The organism is Ferrigenium kumadai (genome assembly GCF_018324385.1).
Classification (GTDB): Bacteria; Pseudomonadota; Gammaproteobacteria; order Burkholderiales; family Gallionellaceae; genus Gallionella; species Gallionella kumadai.
Genome location: NZ_AP019536.1, coordinates 1,981,080 through 2,003,582 on the forward strand (window position 1 = coordinate 1,981,080; position 22,503 = coordinate 2,003,582).

A 22,503-nucleotide genomic window follows, 5' to 3' on the forward strand; every position below is an offset into this window, starting at 1 on the left:
ACGAAAATCGCGTGGCCGCAGCCACGCGAGGGGGCGCATTGTATCTTTACTCGATGATCTTTGCAACCACGCCGGCGCCGACGGTACGACCGCCTTCGCGGATCGCGAAGCGCAGACCTTCTTCCATCGCGATCGGGTTGATCAGATTCACGGTGATGCTGACGTTGTCGCCAGGCATAACCATTTCGGTACCTGCCGGCAGCTCGACCGCACCGGTCACGTCGGTGGTACGGAAGTAGAACTGCGGGCGATAGCCTTGGAAGAACGGAGTGTGACGGCCGCCTTCGTCCTTGCCCAGCACGTAGATCTCGGCAGTGAACTTGGTGTGCGGGGTGATGGAGCCGGGCTTGGCCAGCACTTGGCCGCGCTCGACGTCTTCACGCTTGGTGCCGCGCAGCAGCACGCCGACGTTGTCGCCTGCCTGACCTTGGTCGAGCAGCTTGCGGAACATTTCCACGCCGGTGCAGGTGGTCTTCTGGGTCGGCTTAATACCGACGATTTCGATTTCTTCGCCGACCTTGATGACACCGCGCTCGACACGACCAGTCACCACAGTACCGCGACCGGAGATGGAGAATACGTCTTCAACCGGCATCAGGAAGGCGCCGTCGATGGCACGCTCAGGAGTCGGGATGTAGCTGTCCAGCGCATCGGCCAGACGGAAGATGGCGGGCTCGCCCAGGTCGCCTTGGTCGCCTTGCACCGCCTTCAGTGCAGAACCCTTGATGATGGGCACGTCGTCGCCAGGGAAGTCGTACTTGGAGAGCAGCTCGCGCACTTCCATTTCGACCAGTTCCAGCAGCTCTTCGTCATCGACCATGTCGCACTTGTTCAGGAACACGATGATGTAAGGAACGCCAACCTGGCGAGCCAGCAGGATGTGCTCGCGGGTTTGCGGCATCGGGCCATCAGCTGCGGACACGACCAGGATCGCGCCGTCCATCTGGGCGGCGCCGGTGATCATGTTCTTCACATAGTCGGCGTGGCCCGGGCAGTCAACGTGCGCGTAGTGGCGAGTTGCTGTTTCGTATTCAACGTGAGCGGTGTTGATGGTGATGCCGCGCGCCTTTTCTTCCGGCGCTGCGTCGATCTGGTCATAAGCCTTGGCTTCGCCGCCGAACTTCTTGGACAGCACGGTGGTGATCGCCGCGGTCAGGGTGGTCTTGCCGTGGTCAACGTGGCCAATCGTACCTACGTTCACGTGCGGTTTCGTACGTTCAAATTTGCTCTTTGCCATGATTATCGCCTCTTAAATCAAAATTATTTCTTGTTCATGATCGCTTCAGCGACGTTCCGTGGAGCTTCAGAGTAATGCTTGAATTCCATGGTGTAAGTCGCACGACCCTGGGTAGCGGAACGCAGTGCGGTGGAGTAACCGAACATCTCGGACAACGGCACTTCAGCCTTGATGGATTTGCCGCCACCCATCATGTCTTCCATACCCTGCACCATACCGCGGCGCGAAGAAAGGTCGCCCATCACGGTACCCGCATAGTCTTCAGGCGTTTCCACCTCGACGGACATCATCGGTTCCAGCAGGACCGGATTGGCCTTGCGCATACCGTCCTTGAACGCCATGGATGCAGCCATCTTGAACGCATTTTCGTTCGAGTCCACATCGTGGTAGGAACCGTCGAACAGCGTGACCTTGACGTCAACGACCGGGAAGCCGGCCAGCACACCGCTCGGCAATGTCTCACGCAAGCCCTTCTCAACTGCCGGGATGAATTCGCGAGGAACGGTACCACCCTTGATCGCGTCGACGAACTCAAAGCCCTTACCAGCCTCGCTCGGCTCCATCTTGATCCAGACGTGACCGTACTGACCGCGACCACCGGTCTGCTTGGCGTACTTGCCTTCGACCTCGACAGCCTTGCGGATCGCTTCGCGGTATGCAACCTGAGGAGCACCCACGTTGGCTTCGACGCCAAACTCGCGCTTCATGCGATCAACCAGAATTTCCAGGTGCAACTCGCCCATACCCGACATGATGGTCTGACCAGACTCTTCGTCGGTACGGATGCGGAAAGAAGGATCTTCTGCCGCAAGACGGCCCAGCGCGATACCCATCTTTTCCTGGTCGGCCTTGGTCTTCGGCTCAACGGCGACGTGAATCACCGGCTCCGGGAACACCATGCGCTCGAGGATGATAGGCTTGTCCACATCGCACAACGACTCGCCAGTGGTCACTTCCTTCAGGCCGATACAGGCAGCGATGTCGCCAGCCAGGATCTCATCGACTTCTTCGCGATTGTTCGCGTGCATCTGCACGATACGACCGATACGCTCTTTCTTGCCGCGAACGGAGTTGTAAACCGTATCACCCTTCTTCAGCACGCCGGAATACACGCGCACGAAGGTCAACTGCCCCACGAACGGGTCGGTCATCAGCTTGAATGCCAGCGCGGAGAAAGCCTCGCCATCATCAGCCTTGCGAGTGAGGGGCTCACCCGCCTCGCTCTCGCCTGTCACGTCGGGAATATCGACCGGCGACGGCAGCAACATGATCACCGCATCCAGCATACGCTGAACACCCTTGTTCTTGAACGCGGAGCCGCACAGCATCGGCTGGATCTCGCACGCCAGCGTACGGGCACGCAGACCTGCAATGATCTGTTCTTCCGTCAACTCGCCATTCTCAAGATACTGATTCATCAGATCTTCAGAGGCCTCTGCAGCGGACTCGACCATCTTTTCGCGCCATTCATTGGCTGTCGCAACCAGGTCAGCCGGAATGTCACGATAGTCGAACTTCATACCTTGCGACGCTTCATCCCAGTAGATCGCCTTCATCTTCATCAGATCGACGACACCGACGAAGCTATCTTCCGCACCGATAGGGATCACGATGGGAACCGGGTTCGCCTTCAGGCGAAGCTGCATCTGCTCGACGACCTTGAAGAAGTTCGCGCCGGAACGGTCCATCTTGTTGACGAACGCCAGACGAGGAACCTTGTACTTGTTGGCTTGACGCCAAACGGTCTCGGACTGAGGCTGCACACCACCCACCGCGCAGTACACCATGCACGCGCCGTCCAGCACACGCATCGAACGCTCCACCTCGATGGTGAAGTCCACGTGACCCGGGGTGTCGATGATGTTGAAGCGATGCTCAGGATACTGGTTCTCCATGCCCTTCCAGAAGCATGTCGTCGCAGCGGAGGTGATGGTGATACCACGCTCCTGCTCTTGCTCCATCCAGTCCATGGTAGCAGCGCCATCATGCACTTCGCCGATCTTGTGGCTTACGCCGGTGTAGAACAGGATGCGCTCGGTCGTCGTCGTCTTGCCCGCATCGATGTGCGCGCTGATGCCGATATTACGGTAACGGCTAATGGGTGTTTTACGTGCCACGGTAGATACCTAACTTGATCTGATTTAGAAACGGAAATGCGAGAAGGCCTTGTTCGCCTCTGCCATACGGTGCACTTCTTCACGCTTCTTCACCGCACCACCGCGACCTTCGGACGCGTCGATCAGCTCACCAGCCAAACGCATACCCATGGACTTCTCGCCGCGCTTGCGTGCAGCTTCGCGCAACCAGCGCATCGCCAGCGCCATACGACGGGAAGGACGAACCTCGACAGGCACCTGGTAGTTTGCACCACCGACGCGACGGCTCTTCACTTCCACCTGCGGCTTGGCATTATTCAATGCGAGATTGAACACCTCGATCGCGTCCTTGTTGGTCTTCTTACCAACCTGCTCCAGCGCGCCGTACAGGATGCGCTCAGCAACCGACTTCTTGCCTGCAGTCATCAACACGTTCACAAACTTGGACAAATCCTGGTTACCGAACTTAGGATCCGGCAGGACTTCGCGCTTGGGGACTTCTCTACGTCTTGGCATATCAACCTCGAATTAATTTCTGATAGTTACTGTTTAATTACTTCTTAGCACGCTTCGCGCCGTACTTGGAGCGAGCCTGCTTACGATCCTTCACGCCAGCCGTATCCAGACTGCCGCGCACCATGTGGTAACGCACACCAGGCAAGTCCTTCACACGACCGCCGCGCAACAGCACAACCGAGTGCTCCTGCAGGTTGTGGCCTTCACCGCCGATGTACGAAATAACCTCGAAACCGTTGGTCAGACGAACCTTGGCCACCTTACGCAGCGCAGAGTTAGGCTTCTTCGGTGTCGTGGTATAGACACGGGTACACACACCACGCTTCTGCGGGGAGCCCGCCAAAGCCGGCACTTTGCTCTTTTCTACGATTGCAACACGAGGTTTGCGGATCAACTGGTTAATGGTTGGCATTATCTACACGTCCTAAAAGTGAATTTCAAATCTCTTTAAAATCAAACAAATAAAAAAGCTACCGCCGCGACTTGGCACGAAAATACCCGCCGCGACGGCAAAAAAGGTTGCGAATTCTATTGAGAAAGCCCTGGGGTGTCAAGCGAATCGGTAGAAGCTACCGTCTCGCCCACTGCGCCCGCATCGGCCTCCTGCAATTCGCGCCCTTCCGCCATATCGATCCCCAGGCGCTGCTTGCGACGCGTGGTGTGATATGCCAAGCCGGTACCGGCCGGGATCAGACGACCCACGATCACGTTTTCCTTCAGACCGCGCAATTCGTCCTTCTTGCCCATGATCGCCGCTTCGGTCAGGACACGCGTGGTCTCCTGGAACGATGCTGCAGAAATGAACGAGTCGGTAGACAGCGACGCCTTGGTGATACCCAGCAGCATGTATTCGAAGCTGGCGGGGTTCTTGCCTTCCGCAGCCATGCGCTCGTTCTCTTCCAGCACGTCGGCACGCTCCACTTGCTCGCCGGTGATGAAGCGGGTATCGCCCACGTCGGAGACCTGCACGCGGCGCAGCATCTGGCGCACGATCACTTCGATGTGCTTGTCGCTGATCTTCACGCCCTGCAAACGGTACACTTCCTGTACTTCGTCGGTGATGTAGCGGGCAAGTGCCTCAACACCCAACAGGCGCAGGATGTCATGTGGGTCGGCCGGGCCGTCCACAATCATCTCACCCTGGTTAACCACCTGACCATCGTGAGCCAGCACATGCTTCTCCTTAGGAATCAGGAATTCATGCGCAATGCCGTCCACATCGGTGATGACCAGACGCTGCTTGCCCTTGGTGTCCTTACCGAACGAGACGGTACCGGTCACTTCTGCCAGCATGCCGGCATCCTTCGGTACACGTGCTTCGAACAACTCGGCCACGCGCGGCAGACCGCCGGTAATATCGCGCGTCTTCGACGATTCCTGCGGAATACGCGCCAACACATCACCCACGCCGACATGCTGACCGTCTTCCACGGTGATGATACAGCCGGTCTGGAAGGTAACACTAACAGCCGTTTCGGTACCGGTCAGCTTGACTTCCTGACCAGCATCATCGATCAGGCGAACCATCGGGCGCACGCCCTTGCTTTGGGCGCCAGCACGCTGCTTAGGATCGATAACCACCAGCGTAGACAAACCAGTCACTTCATCAATCTGCTTGGCGACCGTTACGCCCTCTTCCACATTCTGGAAGCTGACCTTACCGGCATATTCTGTAACGATCGGACGGGTATGCGGATCCCAGTTAGCCAGTACCACACCCGCACGCACTGCGTCGCCCTGCTTGACTGCCAGCGTCGCGCCATAAGGCACCTTGTGTCGTTCACGTTCACGGCCGTGATCATCTGCGATGATGACTTCGGCGCTGCGCGCCACCACGATCAGTTCGCCGCGTACGGTGGTCACCACACGCATGTTCGGGCTGTACTTCAGTACACCGTTGGACTTGCTTTCCACCTGGCTTGCCACCACGGTACGCGAAGCCGCGCCACCGATGTGGAAGGTACGCATGGTCAGCTGGGTACCCGGTTCGCCGATGGATTGCGCCGCGATCACACCGACCGCCTCGCCCACGTTCACCAGGCCGCCGCGGCCCAGGTCGCGGCCGTAACACTTGGCGCACAGACCGAAGCGGGTTTCGCAGTTCAACGGGGTGCGCACGCGCACCTCGTCGATGCCGAGCACCTCGATGCGCTCCACCGCGGCTTCATCCAGAAGGACTCCCGCTTCATAAACCGTTTCAGCAGTTTCCGGATTGACGACATCGGCGCTCAGCACACGGCCGAGGATACGCTCGCGCAATGCCTCGATCACTTCACCGCCTTCGACGATCGCCTTCATCGCGGTGCCGTTCTCGGTGCCGCAATCCTGTTCGATAACAACCAGGTCTTGCGTGACGTCGACCAGACGGCGGGTCAGGTAACCGGAGTTCGCAGTCTTCAACGCCGTATCGGCCAGACCCTTACGGGCGCCGTGCGTGGAGATGAAGTACTGCAGCATGTTCAAGCCTTCGCGGAAGTTCGCGGTAATCGGCGTTTCGATGATGGAGCCGTCCGGTTTCGCCATCAGGCCGCGCATACCGGCCAGCTGGCGAATCTGGGCTGCGGAGCCGCGGGCGCCGGAGTCGGCCATCATGTAGATGGAGTTGAACGACTCCTGCATCACCGGCTTGCCCTTTTCCATGCGCGGCTCGCCCGTAACACGGTCGAGCACCGGCTCACTGCCCAGCTGTTCCATCATGGCCTTGGCCACGACGTCGCCGGTACGGCCCCAGATGTCCACAACCTTGTTGTAGCGTTCGCCGTCGGTCACCAGACCCGAGGTGTACTGGGTGTGGATCTCGTGCACTTCCTTCTCGGCGGCGCCGATCAGCTCGTTCTTCTGCGGAGGCATCAGCATGTCGTCCACGCAGATCGAGATGCCGGCACGGGTCGCATACGCGAAACCGGTGTACATCAGCTTGTCGGCCATGATCACGGTGTCGCGCAGACCGCACTGGCGGAAGCTGCTGTTGATCAGACGCGAGATCTCTTTCTTCTTCAGCGCCTTGTTGATCAGCGCGAACGGCAGGCCGGCAGGCAGCACCTCGGACAACAGCGCGCGGCCCACGGTGGTCTCGTAGCGGGTCAGTTTTTCGAACGGCTGGCCGGCCTCGTCCTTGTGGACTTCCTTGAGACGCACCACCACCTTCGCCTGCAGCTCGACTTCGCGAGACTCATAGGCACGCGACACTTCGGCGATGTTGGCGAACATCGAGCCTTCGCCCAGCGCGCCGATCTTCTCGCGGGTCATGTAGTACAGACCCAGCACGATATCCTGCGACGGCACGATGATCGGCTCGCCGTTGGCGGGCGACAGCACGTTGTTGGATGCCAGCATCAGCGTGCGCGCTTCCATCTGCGCTTCCAGCGACAGCGGCACGTGAACGGCCATCTGGTCACCGTCGAAGTCGGCGTTGAACGCGGAACAGACCAGCGGATGCAACTGGATCGCCTTGCCCTCGATCAGGATGGGCTCGAACGCCTGGATACCCAGACGGTGCAGCGTAGGCGCACGGTTCAGCAGGATCGGATGCTCGCGGATCACTTCTTCGAGGATGTCCCACACCACCGGCTCTTCGGCCTCGACCATGCGCTTGGACGCCTTGATCGTGGTCGCCAGGCCCATCGCCTCGAGACGGCTGAAAATGAACGGCTTGAACAGTTCGAGTGCCATCTTCTTGGGCAGGCCGCACTGGTGCAGCCTGAGCTGCGGGCCCACCACGATGACGGAACGGCCGGAGTAGTCGACGCGCTTACCCAGCAGGTTCTGACGGAAACGGCCGCTCTTGCCCTTGATCATGTCGGCCAGGGACTTCAGCTGGCGCTTGTTCGCACCGGTCATCGCCTTGCCGCGACGGCCGTTGTCCAGCAGCGAGTCCACGGACTCCTGCAGCATGCGCTTCTCGTTGCGCACGATGATATCCGGCGCCTTCAGTTCGAGCAGGCGGCGCAGACGGTTGTTACGGTTGATCACGCGGCGATACAGGTCGTTCAGGTCGGAGGTCGCGAAGCGGCCGCCATCCAGCGGCACCAGCGGACGCAGTTCCGGCGGCAGCACCGGCAACACGGTCATGACCATCCACTCCGGCTGGATGCCGGACGCGTTGAACGCCTCCAGCACCTTCAGGCGCTTGGCGTACTTCTTGATCTTGGTCTCGGAGCCGGTTGCGGCCAGCTCGGCACGGATGGTCTCGATCTCGCTGGTGACGTCCAGGTTGGCCAGCAGCGCGCGCACGCCTTCAGCGCCCATCATGGCGGTGAACTCGTCGCCGTATTCCTCGGTCTTCGCGAGGTAGTCGTCTTCGGTCAACAACTGGCCGCGGTTCAGCGGGGTCATGCCGGGCTCGGTCACCACGTAGGCTTCGAAGTACAGCACGCGCTCGATGTCGCGCAGGGTCATGTCCAGCACCATGCCGAGACGGGACGGCAGCGACTTCAGGAACCAGATGTGAGCGACCGGCGAGGCCAGCTCGATGTGGCCCATGCGCTCGCGGCGCACCTTGGACAGGGTGACTTCGACGCCGCACTTTTCGCAGATCACCCCACGATGCTTGAGGCGCTTGTACTTGCCGCACAGGCACTCGTAGTCCTTGACCGGGCCGAAGATCTTGGCGCAGAACAGGCCGTCGCGTTCCGGCTTGAAGGTACGGTAGTTGATGGTCTCCGGCTTCTTGACTTCGCCGTACGACCAGGACCGGATCTTCTCCGGCGAGGCCAACCCGATCTTGATCGCGTCGAACTCTTCTTTCTGTGTGACCTGCTTGAACAAATCCAGCAATGATTTCATATGAGGCTCCTAATATCGTCCTGTGATTTTGTCGCGATTAGTGACGTTCCAGATCCATGTCGATGCCCAAGGAACGGATTTCCTTGATCACCACGTTGAAGGATTCCGGCATGCCGGCGTCGATCTTGTGGTCGCCCTTGACGATGTTCTCGTAGACCTTGGTACGGCCGGTCACGTCATCCGACTTGACGGTCAGCATTTCCTGCAGGGTGTACGCGGCGCCGTAAGCTTCCAGCGCCCACACTTCCATTTCACCGAAACGCTGGCCACCGAACTGAGCCTTACCGCCCAACGGCTGCTGGGTCACCAGCGAGTACGGGCCGGTGGAACGCGCGTGCATCTTGTCGTCGACCAGGTGGTGCAGCTTCAGCACATGCTTGTAGCCGACCGTAACGGGACGGTCGAAGGCTTCGCCCGTGCGGCCGTCGTACAGCGTGGTCTGGCCGGACAGCGGCAGGCCCGCCAGTTCCAGCATGTACTTGATCTCTTCTTCGCTCGCGCCGTCGAACACGGGGGTCGCGAACGGCACGCCCTTCGTCAGGTTGCGGCACAACTCGATGATCTCGTCGTCGCTGAAGGATTCCAGATCGACGGTCTGACCGCCGTGGTTGTAGATCTTGCCCAGGAACTTGCGCACCTCGGCGATCTTCGCGTTGGTCTGCAGCATCTCGTCGATCTTCTTGCCCAGGCCCTTTGCCGCCCAGCCCAGGTGAGTCTCGAGGATCTGACCGATGTTCATACGCGACGGAACGCCCAGCGGGTTCAGCACGACGTCGGCCGGTGTACCGTCGGCCATGTACGGCATGTCTTCCACCGGCACGATGCGCGACACCACACCCTTGTTACCGTGACGACCCGCCATCTTGTCGCCGGGCTGCAGGCGGCGCTTAACCGCCACATACACCTTGACCATCTTCTGCACGCCGGCCTGGAGCTCGTCGCCCTGGGTCAGCTTCTTCTTCTTCAGCTCGAACGCAGCGTCGAACTCGACACGCTTCTGGGCCAAACCGTCCTTGACCTGCTCCATTTGGGCAGCGACTTCGTCGTCAGCCACGCGGATATCGAACCACTGGTGGTGCTCGATGCTGTGCAGGTAATCCTTGCTCAACTTGGTGCCCTTGGCCAGCTTCTTCGGACCGCCGTTGGCGACCTTGTTGTGCAGCATTTTTTCAAGGCGGGCAAACTGGTCGGCCTCGACGATGCGCATCTGGTCGGCCAGGTCTTTCTTGTAGCGATCCAGCTCGTCGTCGATGATCTGCTGCGCACGCTTGTCGCGCTGCAGACCTTCGCGGGTGAACACCTGCACGTCGATCACGGTGCCGGAGATGCCGGCGTCCACGCGCAAGGAAGTGTCCTTCACGTCGGAAGCCTTCTCGCCGAAGATGGCGCGCAGCAGCTTCTCTTCCGGGGTCAGCTGGGTCTCGCCCTTCGGCGTGACCTTGCCCACCAGCACGTCGCCGGGGCCGACTTCCGCGCCGATGTGCACGATGCCGGATTCGTCCAGACGGGCCAGTTGCGCCTCGGCCAGATTCGGGATGTCGCGGGTGATTTCCTCAGGTCCCAGCTTGGTGTCGCGCGCAGCGACGGTCAGCTCTTCGATGTGGATCGAAGTGAAACGGTCCTGCGCAGAAACGCGCTCGGAGATCAGGATCGAGTCCTCGTAGTTGTAGCCGTTCCACGGCATGAACGCGACCAGCATGTTCTGACCCAGCGCCAGTTCGCCCATGTCGGTGGATGCACCGTCGGCGATCACGTCACCGCGACCGATCACGTCGCCCACCTTGACCAGCGGACGCTGGTTGATGTTGGTGTTCTGGTTGGAACGGGTGTACTTGGTCAGGTTGTAGATGTCCACGCCCACTTCGCCCGGCGTGGTCTCGTCGTCGTTCACACGCACCACGATACGGCCCGCATCCACGTAGTCGATGCGGCCACCGCGCCATGCCTGCACGGCCGTGCCGGAGTCCACCGCCACGGTGCGCTCGATGCCGGTGCCGACCAGCGGCTTCTCGGCGCGCAGACACGGAACGGCTTGGCGTTGCATGTTGGCGCCCATCAGCGCGCGGTTCGCGTCGTCGTGTTCCAGGAACGGGATCAGCGATGCAGCGACGGACACCACCTGGGACGGGGACACGTCCATGTACTCCAGCTTGTCGGGTTCGGCCAGCACGAATTCGTTGTGCTGACGCGCGGACACGATGTCGTTGGTGAAGTGGCCCTTCTTGTCCAGCTCGGCGTTCGCCTGGGCGATGGTGTACTTGCCTTCCTCGATCGCCGACAGGTAATCGACCTCGTCGAGCACCTTGCCGTTGCCGGCCTTGCGGTACGGGGTCTCGATGAAGCCGTATTCGTTGGTGCGTGCATACAGCGCCAGCGAGTTGATCAGACCGATGTTCGGACCTTCCGGCGTTTCGATCGGGCACACGCGGCCGTAGTGGGTCGGGTGCACGTCACGCACTTCGAAGCCGGCGCGTTCGCGTGTCAGGCCGCCTGGGCCCAGCGCGGAGATGCGGCGCTTGTGGGTCACTTCGGACAGCGGGTTGGTCTGGTCCATGAACTGCGACAACTGGCTGGAACCGAAGAACTCCTTCACCGCCGCAGAGATCGGCTTGGCGTTGATCAGATCGTGCGGCATCAGATTGTCGGTCTCGGCCTGGCCCAGACGCTCCTTCACGGCACGCTCGACGCGGGCCAGACCGGCGCGGAACTGGTTCTCGGCCAACTCACCCACCGCACGTACGCGGCGGTTACCCAGGTGGTCGATGTCGTCGATCTCGCCGCGGCCATTGCGCAGCTCGACCAGGATCTTGACCACTTCGACGATGTCTTCGTTGGTCAGGATAGCCAAGCCGGTCAGTTCGTCACGGCCGACGCGGCGGTTGAACTTCATGCGACCGACGGCCGACAGGTCGTAACGCTCTTCACTGAAGAACAGCCCCTGGAACAGGCCCTCGACGGCCTCTTCGGTCGGCGGCTCGCCGGGACGCATCATGCGGTAGATCGCCACGCGGGCAGTCCACTGGTCGACGGTCTCGTCGGTGCGCAGAGTCTGAGAGATGAATGCGCCGTGATCCAGGTCGTTGGTGTACAGCGTCTGGATCTTGGTGATGCCGGCTGCTTCCAGCTTGGCCAGCAGAGTTTCGGTGATCTCGTCGTTGGCATGGGCCACGATCTCGCCGCTATCCTTGTCCACCACGTCGGTCGCGATCACGCGGCCGATCAGGAAGTCCTCGCTGACTGCCAGCTTGTCGATGCCCGCTTCCTGCATCTCGCGGATGTGGCGCACGGTGATGCGCTTGTCCTTGGCGACGATGACCTTGCCGGCCTTGCCGACGATGTCGAAGCGTGCCACATCGCCGCGCAGGCGCTCAGGCACGACCTCGAACTGGATGCCCTTCTTGCCCAGATGGAAGGCGTCGAAGTCGAAGAACATCTTCAGCATGTCTTCGTTGTTGTAGCCCAGCGAACGCAACAGGATGGTCACCGGCATCTTGCGGCGGCGGTCGATACGGAAGTAGACGTAATCCTTCGCGTCGAATTCGAAATCCAGCCAGGAGCCACGGTAGGGAATGATGCGCGCGGAGAACAGCAGCTTGCCGGACGAGTGTGTCTTGCCGCGGTCATGCTCGAAGAACACGCCGGGAGAACGGTGCAACTGGGAGACGATGACGCGCTCGGTGCCGTTGATCACGAACGAGCCGGTGTGGGTCATCAGCGGGATCTCGCCCATGTAGACTTCCTGCTCCTTCACTTCCTTGACCGTCGGCTTGGACGCTTCCTTGTCCATGATGGTCAGGCGCACGCGTGCGCGCAGCGGGGAGGCGTAGGTCAGGCCGCGCTGCTGACATTCCTTAACGTCGAACGGAGGCATGCCCAGCTGGTAGCTGACGAAGTCCAGACGAGCATTCTTGGAATGGCTCTCGATTGGGAAGATACCGTTGAAAGCGGCTTGCAAGCCCTCGTTCTTGCGCTGCTCGGGCGGCGTATAGGCCTGCAGGAAGGCAGCAAAGGATTCCAGTTGGGTGGACAACAGGAAGGGGACCGGCAGCGCGCCGACCCGCTTGGCAAAACTCTTACGAATGCGCTTTTTTTCGGTAAAAGAGTAGCTCATATAATCTCCACGATCGAAGGAAAACAAAGTTTTAGCGCAAGCACAATTTTGGGATTGTGCCGGAACCAAAAGACAGGGGGCAGAAAGCAATCATCGGCTTTCTGGCCGCTGGCTTCTTAAAGCGGCAAAAGGCTGACGGTGAACCGCCAGCCTTTCTGCAACGTACAGCCTTACTTGATTTCAGCAGTTGCGCCAGCTTCGATCAGCTGCTTGGCGATCGAGTCTGCGTCAGCCTTGGATACGCCTTCCTTCAGGGGCTTCGGCGCGCCATCCACCAGATCCTTGGCTTCCTTCAAGCCCAGGCCGGTGATCGCGCGAACCACCTTGATCACGTTAACCTTGGCGTCGCCAGCGGACTTCAGGATCACGGTGAACTCGGTCTGCTCAGCAGCAGCAGCACCACCAGCAGCAGCGCCGCCAGCAGCAGGAGCAGCCATCGCAGCAGCGGATACGCCGAACTTCTCTTCAATTGCCTTGACCAGCTCGTTCAGTTCCAGCACGGACATGCTGTCCAGGGCTGTCAAAAATGCGTCTTTATCGAATGCCATTTTGTTTTCCTATCTTTAAAAATTAATCAGATCAAGCAGCAGCAGGTTCTTTTTTCTCGGCAACTGCGTTGAGCACGCGAGCCAAGCCAGAGACCGGCGATTGCAGCAAACCGCACAGTTGTGCCAGCAGCACTTCCTTCGACGGTACGGAAGCCAGCGCATTCACGCCTGCGGCATCCAGCACCTTGCCGTTGTAAGAACCAGCTTTCACGACCAGCTTATCGTTCGTCTTGGCGAACTCGTGCACCACCTTGGCGGCAGCAACGGCGTCCGCGCTGATGCTGTACACCAGCGGGCCGACCATCTGGTCTGCCAGGGTTTCGAACGGAGTACCCTGCACCGCACGGCGTGCCAGCGTGTTCTTCAACACGTGGAAATACACCCCAGACTTACGTGCATTGGCACGCAGCTTGGTGATGTCGCCGACTTGGATGCCACGGTACTCTGCCAAGACGATGGTCTGGGCCTGTGCCACTTGTGCACTGACTTCCGCGACCACGGCCTGTTTTTCTTGCAGATTGAGACTCAAGTCTTCCTCCAATTTCCGGAATGCACTTACGCGCACTCCATCGGTTACAACAGCGACCTTGAGCCAGGAAAACAACTCCTGCTCGCGGGCACACCATCTACGTGGGCCGCCGGATGTCCGGTGATCAGGACGCTCCGCCATTTAAGCCTGGGGCCAACAACGCCTTCGGCACCTACGGTCTTTGATGCTGCCAGCACGCCAGCAGTCCAAAGATCAGAGGCGACAGGACATAGCCCTGCCGCCAAATTCAAAACAATTACGCAGTCAGGCTAGCCTGCTCGACGCGGATACCGGCACCCATGGTGCTGGAGATCGAAACCTTCTTCAGGTACACGCCCTTGGATGCAGCGGGCTTGGCCTTGTTCAGCGCATCGATCAGCGCCAGCAGGTTCTCGCGCAGAGCTTCCGGCGCGAACGAGGCGCGACCGATGGTGCACTGCACGATGCCGTTCTTGTCGGTGCGGTACTGCACCTGACCGGCCTTTGCGTTCTTCACGGCGCCAGCCACGTCGGCGGACACGGTGCCCACCTTCGGGTTAGGCATCAAGCCGCGCGGGCCGAGGATCTGGCCCAGCTGGCCCACCAGACGCATCGCGTCCGGAGAAGCGATCAGCACGTCGAAGTTCAGGTTGCCGCCCTTGATGCTTTCGGCCAGGTCGTCGAAACCGACGATGTCGGCGCCGGCAGCCTTGGCTTCTTCAGCCTTGGCGCCTTGCGCGAACACAGCCACACGCACGGTCTTGCCGGTGCCCTTGGGCAGCACGACGGAACCACGCACCAGCTGGTCGGACTTGCGTGCGTCAACGCCCAAGTTCACCGCAACGTCGATGGACTCATCGAACTTCGCTACGGCGTTTTCCTTGACCAGATTCAGCGCATCGCCCAGCGGATACAGCTTGTTGCGATCGACCTTGGCTGCAATAGCCTTATAACGTTTGGACATGTTATACGCCCTCCACGGTGATACCCATGCTGCGCGCGCTGCCCGCGATGGTGCGCACGGCGGCGTCCATGTCGGATGCGGTCAGGTCGGGCATCTTGGTTGTTGCGATTTCTTCCGCTTGCTTGCGGGTCAGCTTGCCGACCTTGTCGGTATGCGGCTTCGGGCTGCCCTTCTGGATACCGGCGGCCTTCTTAATCAGAATGGTCGCGGGCGGAGTCTTCATGATGAAGGTGAAGCTCTTATCCGCGAACGCGGTGATCACCACCGGAATCGGCAGACCGGGTTCTACGCCTTGAGTTTGCGCGTTGAACGCCTTACAGAATTCCATGATATTCAAGCCACGTTGACCCAATGCCGGGCCGATCGGTGGACTTGGATTTGCCTTACCTGCAGGCACTTGCAGCTTGATGTAGCCGACTACTTTCTTTGCCATGATGCACTCCTATCAAACGGGTGATATCGAAACTCGAAGTTTCTCCCCAACATGAGAAACGCCAAACGGGAAACCGCATCTGCAATCATTGCAGCCTGCGGTCCCCCATTCGCGATCCTCGCTCTTCAGCCTTTTTCTACCTGGCCGAAATCCAGCTCCACGGGTGTCGAGCGACCGAAGATGGTCACCGCCACGCGCAGTTTGTTCTTGTCGTAATTGACATCTTCCACCGTGCCATTGAAGTCCGTGAACGGGCCCTCCTTGACGCGCACCGCCTCGCCCACCTCGAACAACACCTTCGGACGCGGCTTTTCGACACCGGCCTGCATCTGCTGCATGATATTGTCGACTTCACGCTGCGAGATCGGGGTCGGCTTCATCGCCGAACCACCCAGGAAACCGGTGACCTTGGGCGTGCTCTTCACCAGATGCCAGCTCTCGTCGGTCATTTCCATCTCGACCAGCACGTAGCCCGGGAAGAACTTGCGCTCGGTAATGCTCTTTTGCCCAGACTTCAGCTCCACCACTTCCTCAACGGGAACCAGTATCTGACCGAACTTATCCTGCATACCCTCGCGCTGGATGCGCTCGGTCAATGCACGCTGAACACTCTTCTCAAACTGCGAGTACGTATGAACAACATACCAGTTCTTGGCCATCACTCACCTCGCCCCATCAGTCCATTCACTACCATCATCAAACTAGCATCCACCGCCCACAGGAACAAGGCCATGGTGATCGCAAACAGGATCACCACACCAGTGGTTTGCATCGTTTCCTTGCGCGTCGGCCAGACCACGCGCTTCGCCTCGGCAACGGAATCCTTGCCAAACTCGAAGAAGCGCTTCCCCGGCTCGCTGGTATAAGCCACCACAGCAGCCAACACCACACCAACCAGCACAGAAGCCAGCTGCAACACCGCCGCACTCTCGTGCAGGTAATAGAAACCCACGATGCCCGCTACCAGCAACAGAAAAGCAACGAGCAACTTGATCTTGTCCGCCATGCGCGATTATTCCGATTAACTACTTCTTACTGTTTTGGCAGGCCAGGAGGGTCTCGAACCCCCAACCCTCGGTTTTGGAGACCGATACTCTACCAATTGAGCTACTGGCCTATAAACCTGCAAATGACGACGGCGGAGCGAATCACTTCGCCCCGCCAGCATCACTACTTAATTACTCGATGATCTTTGCAACCACGCCAGCGCCGACGGTACGACCGCCTTCGCGGATCGCGAAGCGCAGACCTTCTTCCATCGCGATCGGGTTGATCAGTGCCACAGTGATGCTGACGTTGTCGCCAGGCATAACCATTTCGGTACCTGCCGGCAGCTCGACCGCACCGGTCACGTCGGTGGTACGGAAGTAGAACTGCGGGCGATAGCCTTGGAAGAACGGAGTGTGACGGCCGCCTTCGTCCTTGCCCAGCACGTAGATCTCGGCAGTGAACTTGGTGTGCGGGGTGATGGAGCCGGGCTTGGCCAGCACTTGGCCGCGCTCGACGTCTTCACGCTTGGTGCCGCGCAGCAGCACGCCGACGTTGTCGCCTGCCTGACCTTGGTCGAGCAGCTTGCGAAACATTTCCACGCCGGTGCAGGTGGTCTTCTGGGTCGGCTTAATACCGACGATTTCGATTTCTTCGCCGACCTTGATGACACCGCGCTCGACACGACCAGTCACCACAGTACCGCGACCGGAGATGGAGAATACGTCTTCAACCGGCATCAGGAAGGCGCCGTCGATGGCACGCTCAGGAGTCGGGATGTAGCTGTCCAGCGCATCGGCCAGACGGAAGATGGCGGGCTCGCCCAGGTCGCCTTGGTCGCCTTGCACCGCCTTCAGTGCAGAACCCTTGATGATGGGCACGTCGTCGCCAGGGAAGTCGTACTTGGAGAGCAGCTCGCGCACTTCCATTTCGACCAGTTCCAGCAGCTCTTCGTCATCGACCATGTCGCACTTGTTCAGGAACACGATGATGTAAGGAACGCCAACCTGGCGAGCCAGCAGGATGTGCTCGCGGGTTTGCGGCATCGGGCCATCAGCTGCGGACACGACCAGGATCGCGCCGTCCATCTGGGCGGCGCCGGTGATCATATTCTTCACATAGTCGGCGTGGCCCGGGCAGTCAACGTGCGCGTAGTGGCGAGTTGCTGTTTCGTATTCAACGTGAGCGGTGTTGATGGTGATGCCGCGCGCCTTTTCTTCCGGCGCTGCGTCGATCTGGTCATAAGCCTTGGCTTCGCCGCCGAACTTCTTGGACAGCACGGTGGTGATCGCCGCGGTCAGGGTGGTCTTGCCGTGGTCAACGTGGCCAATCGTACCTACGTTCACGTGCGGTTTCGTACGTTCAAATTTGCTCTTTGCCATGATCTTTCCTCATCAATGTCAAACGTTAATCACAAAAAACTGGTGCCCATGGCGAGAATCGGACTCGCGACCTCTCCCTTACCAAGGGAGTGCTCTACCACTGAGCCACATGGGCAAACAAACTTAACTGGAGCGGGTGAAGGGAATCGAACCCTCGTCGTAAGCTTGGAAGGCTTCTGCTCTACCATTGAGCTACACCCGCAATGCTTTCCCGCCAAACAATCGCCAAAATCCGGCGATTGGCACAACCCAGTCAACTACTAAAACATGGTGGAGGGGGAAGGATTCGAACCTTCGAAGGCTGAGCCGTCAGATTTACAGTCTGATCCCTTTGACCGCTCGGGAACCCCTCCAGAAGAACGCGAGATTATCCAGATATTGCACCACCTTGTCAAAAGGATTGTGCATTTTCTGGCGATATTTTTGCGTCACCTCGCGCATCCGGCCTTTCGGCCGGAACAAAACAGTGAATCGTCTCTATCCTTTCCGGAACAACGCGGACTGAGCGTGCGCCTGCAGACCTTCCCCGAACGCCAGTTCGGAAGCGATTGCGCCCAGCTTTTGCGCGCCTTGCGGGGAGACTTGTATCAGGCTGCTGCGCTTCTGGAAATCGTACACTCCCAGTGGCGAGGAGAAACGCGCCGTACCCGAAGTGGGCAGCACGTGGTTGGGGCCGGCGCAGTAATCGCCCAGCGATTCCGAGGTATAGCGCCCCATGAAGATCGCCCCGGCATGCTTGAGCTTGGGCAGCCAGGCCTGCGGATCTTCGACCGACAACTCCAGGTGTTCCGGCGCGATACGGTTGGCGATGGCGCACGCCTCTTCCATGTCCGCGACATGGATCAGCGCGCCGCGATTCTCCAGCGCGGTGCGGATGATCTCCTTGCGCGGCATCTGGTCGAGCAGGTGGTCCGCGCTTTGCGCGACGCGCTCGATGAACTCCGCATCGGGCGACAGCAGAATGGCCTGCGCCAGTTCGTCGTGCTCGGCCTGGGAAAACAGATCCATCGCGATCCAGTCCGGATTGGTCTTGCCGTCGCATATCACCAAAATCTCAGACGGTCCGGCGATCATGTCGATACCGCAAGCACCGAACACGCGGCGTTTGGCCGATGCTACATATGCATTGCCGGGCCCGACGATCTTGTCCACGCGCGGGATGCTCGCCGTGCCGTAGGCCATCGCCGCCACTGCCTGCGCACCGCCGATGGTGAACACGCGATCCACGCCGGACAAATGGGCTGCCGCCAGCACCAATTGATTCTTCACGCCATCCGGCGTCGGCACCACCATGATCAATTCGTCCACGCCCGCGACCTTGGCCGGCAGCGCGTTCATCAGCACCGACGAAGGATAGGCCGCCTTGCCGCCCGGCACATACAGGCCGACGCGATCCAGCGGCGTCACCTGCTGGCCAAGCATGGTGCCGTCGGCATCGGTGTAGCTCCACGAAGTCTGCACTTGTTTCTGGTGGTAGTCGGTCACGCGCTGCGCGGCTTGTTCCAGCGCGGAACGCTGAGCGGCCGGCAGGCTGTCGAAGGCCGCGCGCAACTCCTCGCGCGGCAGCTCCATTGCCGCGGCATTCGCCAACGGCAGACGGTCGAACTTGCGGGTGTATTCCAGCACCGCTTCGTCGCCACGCTGGCGCACGTCGGCCAGGATGGAAGCCACCGTGGCTTCGAGCTTTTCGTCAGCAGTCGCCTCGAAGGCGAGCAGTTGGGTCAATGCGGCATCGAAATCCGCCGCGCGGGAAGAGAGTCGTTTGATCTTCATTTGGCAATAGCTCCGGCGAAAGCGTCCAGCATCGGCTGGATCGCCTCACGTTTCAATTTGAGCGCGGCCTGGTTCACCACCAGCCGCGACGAAATGTCGGCAATATGTTCGACCGCCTTGAGATTGTTGGCCTTCAGCGTGCCGCCGCTGCTCACCAGGTCGACGATGGCATCGGACAGCCCCACCAGCGGTGCCAACTCCATCGAGCCGTACAGTTTGATGAGGTCGACGTGCACACCCTTCGCGGCAAAGTGTTCGCGCGCAGTCTGCACATACTTGGTCGCCACGCGCAGGCGCGCGCCCTGGCGCACCGCGGAGTCGTAGTCGAAGTCGTTGCGCACCGCGACCATCATGCGGCATTTGGCGATATTCAGATCCAGCGGCTGGTACAGGCCGGTACCGCCATGCTCGTTAAGTACGTCCTTGCCCGCCACCCCGAGATCGGCCGCGCCGTATTGCACATAGGTCGGCACGTCGGAAGCGCGCACGATGATGAGCCTCACGTCGGCGCGATTGGTCGGCAGGATGAGCTTGCGCGAAGACTCCGGATCTTCCAGCGCAGTGATGCCTGCCGCGCTCAGCAGCGGCAGCGTCTCTTCAAAAATGCGTCCCTTGGACAGTGCGATCGTTATCATTTCCACTCCTGACTGACGCTATTTCACGCGCCGGATCTGTGCGCCCAGCGCCGACAATTTGGCCTCGATATGCTCGTAGCCGCGATCCAGATGGTAGATGCGGTCAACCACGGTCTCGCCCTGAGCAACCAGGCCGGCGATGACCAGACAAGCCGAAGCGCGCAAGTCGGTCGCCATGATGGTCGCGCCTTCCAGTTGCGCACACCCCTTGATGACGGCCGTATTGCCTTCGACGTCGATCTGCGCGCCGAGGCGGCGCAGCTCTTGCACGTGCATAAAGCGGTTCTCGAAGATAGTCTCGACCACCATCGCACTCCCCTCGGCGATACAGTTCATCGCCATGAACTGCGCCTGCATGTCGGTGGGGAAGGCCGGATAGGGCGCGGTACGCACGTTCACTGCCTTGGGCCGCTGGTTCATTTGCAGCCTGATTGTGTCAGTTGTCGTCTTGATGACTGCGCCCGTTTCCTGCAACTTCTCCAGCACGTTGTCGAGGATATCGGCACGAGCATCACGCAGGATGATGTCGCCGCCGGTCGCCGCCGCAGCCACCAGGAAGGTGCCGCTCTCGATGCGGTCCGGCATGATGCGATGCGAACCACCGTGCAACTTGTCCACGCCGGTGATGGTGATGGTATCGCTGCCGTCTCCGGCGATCTGCGCCCCCATGGAACGCAGGCAGTTAGCCAAATCCACCACTTCGGGTTCGCGCGCCGCATTCTCCAGAACCGTCACGCCGTCGGCCAGCGCGGCGGCCATCATCAGATTCTCCGTGCCGGTGACGCTGACCAGATCGAAGCAGATGCGCGCGCCCTTGAGGCGCTTAGCCTGCGCATGGATATAGCCGTGTTCGATATGGATCTCGGCCCCCATCGCCTGCAACCCCTTGATGTGCAGGTCGACCGGTCGCGAGCCGATGGCGCAACCGCCGGGCAGCGACACGCGCGCCTCGCCGAAGCGCGCCACCAGCGGCCCCAGCACCAGGATCGCGGCGCGCATGGTCTTCACCATATCGTAGGGCGCCTCAAGCTTGTCGATATTCGCGGCGGACAGCGACACCTCGCCTCCATTCACCGTTATCGCCACCCCCATCTGCTGCAGCAGCTTGCGCATGGTGGCGACATCGTTCAGGTCGGGCACGTTGCCGAGTTGCAGCGTATCGCCGGTCAGCAGGCTGGCGCAGAGGATCGGCAAGGCCGCGTTCTTGGCACCGGAGATCCGCACTTCACCGTTCAGGCGGTTCCCGCCCTGTATCGCTAGTTTTTGCATTACTGTATTTGTTTCTGCCACTCGTCTGGCGTATAGGTTTTCATCGACAGCGCGTGTATCTCCCCGCGCATGCGCTCGCCCAAAGTCTGGTAAACCAGCTGATGGCGCTGTACGCGGCTCTTGCCCGCGAATGCCTCGCTCACCACCACCGCATCGAAATGCGTGCCGTCGCCGGTCACGGCCAGGTGATCTGTCGCCATGCCCTGGGCGATGTTCGCTCGGATGCTTTCCGGGGTAACCATGCTTTTATTGACGGGATTCCGTTGACGGAGATGCGCAAAAGGTTGCGCATGATACTAAAGACCGGGCGCGGCATACAGCCCCCGCGCGCCGGGAGGGACTAACTGGCTTGTTGCGGCAGCAGGTCGGCCACGCCATACAGGCGCGCCAGACTGAGCAAGTCCTCGGGAAGCGCCGTGACGCTCAAGGTGCGCTGGCTGCGCTGGGCGGCTCGCAACCAGCCCAGCAACATGCTGACCGCCGCGGAATCGACAGCCTCGACCTGAGAGAAATCCACCACCAGATCCTCCGCTGCCAGTTGCTGCAAGCCGGCTTCGAACAAGGCGGGGACGGTTTCTATGGTCAAGCGACCGCGCACCACCACTCGCCCGCCCTCGCGCGTGATCATTTTGTCTCCGCCTTGCGCAGGGGAGTGGTCGCGGCGGCCGCATTCTTGTCCGCCAGCGTCTTGATCAGGCCGTCGATACCGCCCTGCTGGATCTGTGTTGCAAACGTGCCGCGATAGCTGCCCACCATGCTGACCCCCTCGATTGACAGGTCAAAGGCCTTCCAGCCGTTGGCGGTCTTGCCCATTTCATAATCAACCGGGATCGACTGTGCGCCCGGCTTGTTGATGGAGGTCTTGACCGTGACCTCGGTCGCATCATCCGCGATCTTGGACGGCTTCACTTCGATCGTCTGGTCGCGGTAAACCGTGAACGCCTTGGTATAGGTACGCACCAGCATGTTGCGGAACTCGGTCACCAGCGCCTGTTTCTGCTCCGGCGTCGCCGTACGCCAGCTCTTGCCGACGGCAAGCCGGGTCATGCGCTCGAAATCGAAATGCGGCAGCACCTTTGCATCCACCATTTCCAGAATCTTCTTCTGGTTGCCGGCCTGGATATCCTTGTCCTGCTTGATAATCGTGATGACATCCTGCACGGTATTCTTGATCAACACGTCGGGCGCAACCATCTCGGCCTGCGCGACTCCGACCATACAGAACAATCCCACAACCAATTTAAGCAAACCACGCATTC

General features: G+C 60.1%; 19 protein-coding genes and 4 tRNA genes. All 23 read right to left on the reverse strand.

What is annotated here, in order from left to right:
- Positions 1 to 46: 46 nt before the first annotated feature.
- Complete coding sequence (tuf, locus tag FGKAn22_RS09565; RefSeq protein WP_212785422.1) at positions 47 to 1,237, reverse strand: elongation factor Tu; 1,191 nt, start codon at positions 1,235 to 1,237, stop codon at positions 47 to 49.
- A 23-nt stretch (positions 1,238 to 1,260) separates the two neighbouring features.
- Positions 1,261 to 3,354, reverse strand: a complete 2,094-nt coding sequence (gene fusA / locus FGKAn22_RS09570) for an elongation factor G (protein WP_212785423.1) — start codon at positions 3,352 to 3,354, stop codon at positions 1,261 to 1,263.
- A 24-nt stretch (positions 3,355 to 3,378) separates the two neighbouring features.
- Positions 3,379 to 3,849: a 30S ribosomal protein S7 gene (rpsG, locus tag FGKAn22_RS09575; RefSeq protein ID WP_212785424.1), complete on the reverse strand. Its 471-nt coding sequence runs from the start codon at positions 3,847 to 3,849 to the stop codon at positions 3,379 to 3,381.
- A 37-nt stretch (positions 3,850 to 3,886) separates the two neighbouring features.
- Complete coding sequence (gene rpsL, locus FGKAn22_RS09580; protein WP_212785425.1) at positions 3,887 to 4,261, reverse strand: 30S ribosomal protein S12; 375 nt, start codon at positions 4,259 to 4,261, stop codon at positions 3,887 to 3,889.
- Between the two features lie 116 nt (positions 4,262 to 4,377).
- On the reverse strand, positions 4,378 to 8,634 hold the full coding sequence (gene rpoC / locus FGKAn22_RS09585) for a DNA-directed RNA polymerase subunit beta' (protein WP_212785426.1): 4,257 nt from the start codon (positions 8,632 to 8,634) through the stop codon (positions 4,378 to 4,380).
- Between the two features lie 37 nt (positions 8,635 to 8,671).
- The gene (rpoB, locus tag FGKAn22_RS09590; protein WP_212785427.1) at positions 8,672 to 12,745 is read right to left on the reverse strand and encodes a DNA-directed RNA polymerase subunit beta; all 4,074 of its coding nucleotides are present in this window, start codon (positions 12,743 to 12,745) and stop codon (positions 8,672 to 8,674) included.
- Between the two features lie 170 nt (positions 12,746 to 12,915).
- Positions 12,916 to 13,293, reverse strand: a complete 378-nt coding sequence (rplL, locus tag FGKAn22_RS09595; RefSeq protein ID WP_212785428.1) for a 50S ribosomal protein L7/L12 — start codon at positions 13,291 to 13,293, stop codon at positions 12,916 to 12,918.
- Positions 13,294 to 13,324: 31 nt separating this feature from the next.
- Entirely contained in the window at positions 13,325 to 13,822 is a 498-nt protein-coding gene (gene rplJ, locus FGKAn22_RS09600; protein ID WP_212785429.1) for a 50S ribosomal protein L10, read from the reverse strand.
- A gap of 256 nt (positions 13,823 to 14,078) precedes the next feature.
- Complete coding sequence (gene rplA, locus FGKAn22_RS09605) at positions 14,079 to 14,765, reverse strand: 50S ribosomal protein L1 (RefSeq protein ID WP_212785430.1); 687 nt, start codon at positions 14,763 to 14,765, stop codon at positions 14,079 to 14,081.
- A 1-nt stretch (position 14,766) separates the two neighbouring features.
- Complete coding sequence (rplK, locus tag FGKAn22_RS09610; protein WP_212785431.1) at positions 14,767 to 15,198, reverse strand: 50S ribosomal protein L11; 432 nt, start codon at positions 15,196 to 15,198, stop codon at positions 14,767 to 14,769.
- 125 nt (positions 15,199 to 15,323) lie between these two features.
- Positions 15,324 to 15,857, reverse strand: coding sequence for a transcription termination/antitermination protein NusG (gene nusG / locus FGKAn22_RS09615; RefSeq protein WP_212785432.1), 534 nt, complete (start codon positions 15,855 to 15,857; stop codon positions 15,324 to 15,326).
- Entirely contained in the window at positions 15,857 to 16,204 is a 348-nt protein-coding gene (secE, locus tag FGKAn22_RS09620) for a preprotein translocase subunit SecE (RefSeq protein WP_212785433.1), read from the reverse strand. The genes nusG and secE overlap by 1 nt, the downstream gene beginning before the upstream one ends.
- Before the next feature lie 35 nt (positions 16,205 to 16,239).
- Positions 16,240 to 16,315 (reverse strand) — tRNA-Trp (locus FGKAn22_RS09625).
- A 61-nt stretch (positions 16,316 to 16,376) separates the two neighbouring features.
- Positions 16,377 to 17,567, reverse strand: coding sequence for an elongation factor Tu (gene tuf / locus FGKAn22_RS09630; protein WP_212785434.1), 1,191 nt, complete (start codon positions 17,565 to 17,567; stop codon positions 16,377 to 16,379).
- Between the two features lie 40 nt (positions 17,568 to 17,607).
- Positions 17,608 to 17,682, reverse strand: a tRNA-Thr gene (locus FGKAn22_RS09635).
- 13 nt (positions 17,683 to 17,695) lie between these two features.
- Positions 17,696 to 17,769: transfer RNA gene (locus FGKAn22_RS09640), tRNA-Gly, on the reverse strand.
- Between the two features lie 66 nt (positions 17,770 to 17,835).
- A tRNA-Tyr gene (locus FGKAn22_RS09645) sits at positions 17,836 to 17,920 on the reverse strand.
- Between the two features lie 124 nt (positions 17,921 to 18,044).
- Positions 18,045 to 19,340 carry a histidinol dehydrogenase gene (gene hisD / locus FGKAn22_RS09650; RefSeq protein WP_212785435.1) on the reverse strand — a complete coding sequence of 432 codons (1,296 nt, stop codon included), beginning with the start codon at positions 19,338 to 19,340 and terminating at the stop codon, positions 18,045 to 18,047.
- Positions 19,337 to 19,975 (reverse strand): ATP phosphoribosyltransferase, encoded by a 639-nt coding sequence (gene hisG / locus FGKAn22_RS09655; protein WP_212785436.1) that lies wholly within the window; start codon positions 19,973 to 19,975, stop codon positions 19,337 to 19,339. The genes hisD and hisG overlap by 4 nt, the downstream gene beginning before the upstream one ends.
- An 18-nt stretch (positions 19,976 to 19,993) precedes the next feature.
- Positions 19,994 to 21,244 carry a UDP-N-acetylglucosamine 1-carboxyvinyltransferase gene (gene murA / locus FGKAn22_RS09660; RefSeq protein WP_212785437.1) on the reverse strand — a complete coding sequence of 417 codons (1,251 nt, stop codon included), beginning with the start codon at positions 21,242 to 21,244 and terminating at the stop codon, positions 19,994 to 19,996.
- Positions 21,244 to 21,486 carry a BolA family protein gene (locus FGKAn22_RS09665; RefSeq protein WP_212785438.1) on the reverse strand — a complete coding sequence of 81 codons (243 nt, stop codon included), beginning with the start codon at positions 21,484 to 21,486 and terminating at the stop codon, positions 21,244 to 21,246. Before FGKAn22_RS09665 ends, murA begins: the two co-directional genes overlap by 1 nt.
- Before the next feature lie 98 nt (positions 21,487 to 21,584).
- Positions 21,585 to 21,872: an STAS domain-containing protein gene (locus FGKAn22_RS09670; RefSeq protein ID WP_212785439.1), complete on the reverse strand. Its 288-nt coding sequence runs from the start codon at positions 21,870 to 21,872 to the stop codon at positions 21,585 to 21,587.
- Positions 21,869 to 22,501 carry an MlaC/ttg2D family ABC transporter substrate-binding protein gene (locus FGKAn22_RS09675; protein WP_212785440.1) on the reverse strand — a complete coding sequence of 211 codons (633 nt, stop codon included), beginning with the start codon at positions 22,499 to 22,501 and terminating at the stop codon, positions 21,869 to 21,871. Before FGKAn22_RS09675 ends, FGKAn22_RS09670 begins: the two co-directional genes overlap by 4 nt.
- Between the last annotated feature and the right edge of the window lie 2 nt (positions 22,502 to 22,503).

Coding starts and splice junctions, on each gene's coding strand:
- tuf (WP_212785422.1), bottom strand. CDS start 1,237: ATGGCAAAGAGCAAATTTGAACGTACGAAACCGCACGTGAACGTAGGT.
- rpsG (WP_212785424.1), bottom strand. CDS start 3,849: ATGCCAAGACGTAGAGAAGTCCCCAAGCGCGAAGTCCTGCCGGATCCT.
- rpsL (WP_212785425.1), bottom strand. CDS start 4,261: ATGCCAACCATTAACCAGTTGATCCGCAAACCTCGTGTTGCAATCGTA.
- rpoC (WP_212785426.1), bottom strand. CDS start 8,634: ATGAAATCATTGCTGGATTTGTTCAAGCAGGTCACACAGAAAGAAGAG.
- rpoB (WP_212785427.1), bottom strand. CDS start 12,745: ATGAGCTACTCTTTTACCGAAAAAAAGCGCATTCGTAAGAGTTTTGCC.
- rplL (WP_212785428.1), bottom strand. CDS start 13,293: ATGGCATTCGATAAAGACGCATTTTTGACAGCCCTGGACAGCATGTCC.
- rplA (WP_212785430.1), bottom strand. CDS start 14,765: ATGTCCAAACGTTATAAGGCTATTGCAGCCAAGGTCGATCGCAACAAG.
- rplK (WP_212785431.1), bottom strand. CDS start 15,198: ATGGCAAAGAAAGTAGTCGGCTACATCAAGCTGCAAGTGCCTGCAGGT.
- nusG (WP_212785432.1), bottom strand. CDS start 15,857: ATGGCCAAGAACTGGTATGTTGTTCATACGTACTCGCAGTTTGAGAAG.
- secE (WP_212785433.1), bottom strand. CDS start 16,204: ATGGCGGACAAGATCAAGTTGCTCGTTGCTTTTCTGTTGCTGGTAGCG.
- tuf (WP_212785434.1), bottom strand. CDS start 17,567: ATGGCAAAGAGCAAATTTGAACGTACGAAACCGCACGTGAACGTAGGT.
- hisD (WP_212785435.1), bottom strand. CDS start 19,340: ATGAAGATCAAACGACTCTCTTCCCGCGCGGCGGATTTCGATGCCGCA.
- hisG (WP_212785436.1), bottom strand. CDS start 19,975: ATGATAACGATCGCACTGTCCAAGGGACGCATTTTTGAAGAGACGCTG.
- murA (WP_212785437.1), bottom strand. CDS start 21,244: ATGCAAAAACTAGCGATACAGGGCGGGAACCGCCTGAACGGTGAAGTG.
- FGKAn22_RS09665 (WP_212785438.1), bottom strand. CDS start 21,486: ATGGTTACCCCGGAAAGCATCCGAGCGAACATCGCCCAGGGCATGGCG.
- FGKAn22_RS09670 (WP_212785439.1), bottom strand. CDS start 21,872: ATGATCACGCGCGAGGGCGGGCGAGTGGTGGTGCGCGGTCGCTTGACC.
- FGKAn22_RS09675 (WP_212785440.1), bottom strand. CDS start 22,501: ATGCGTGGTTTGCTTAAATTGGTTGTGGGATTGTTCTGTATGGTCGGA.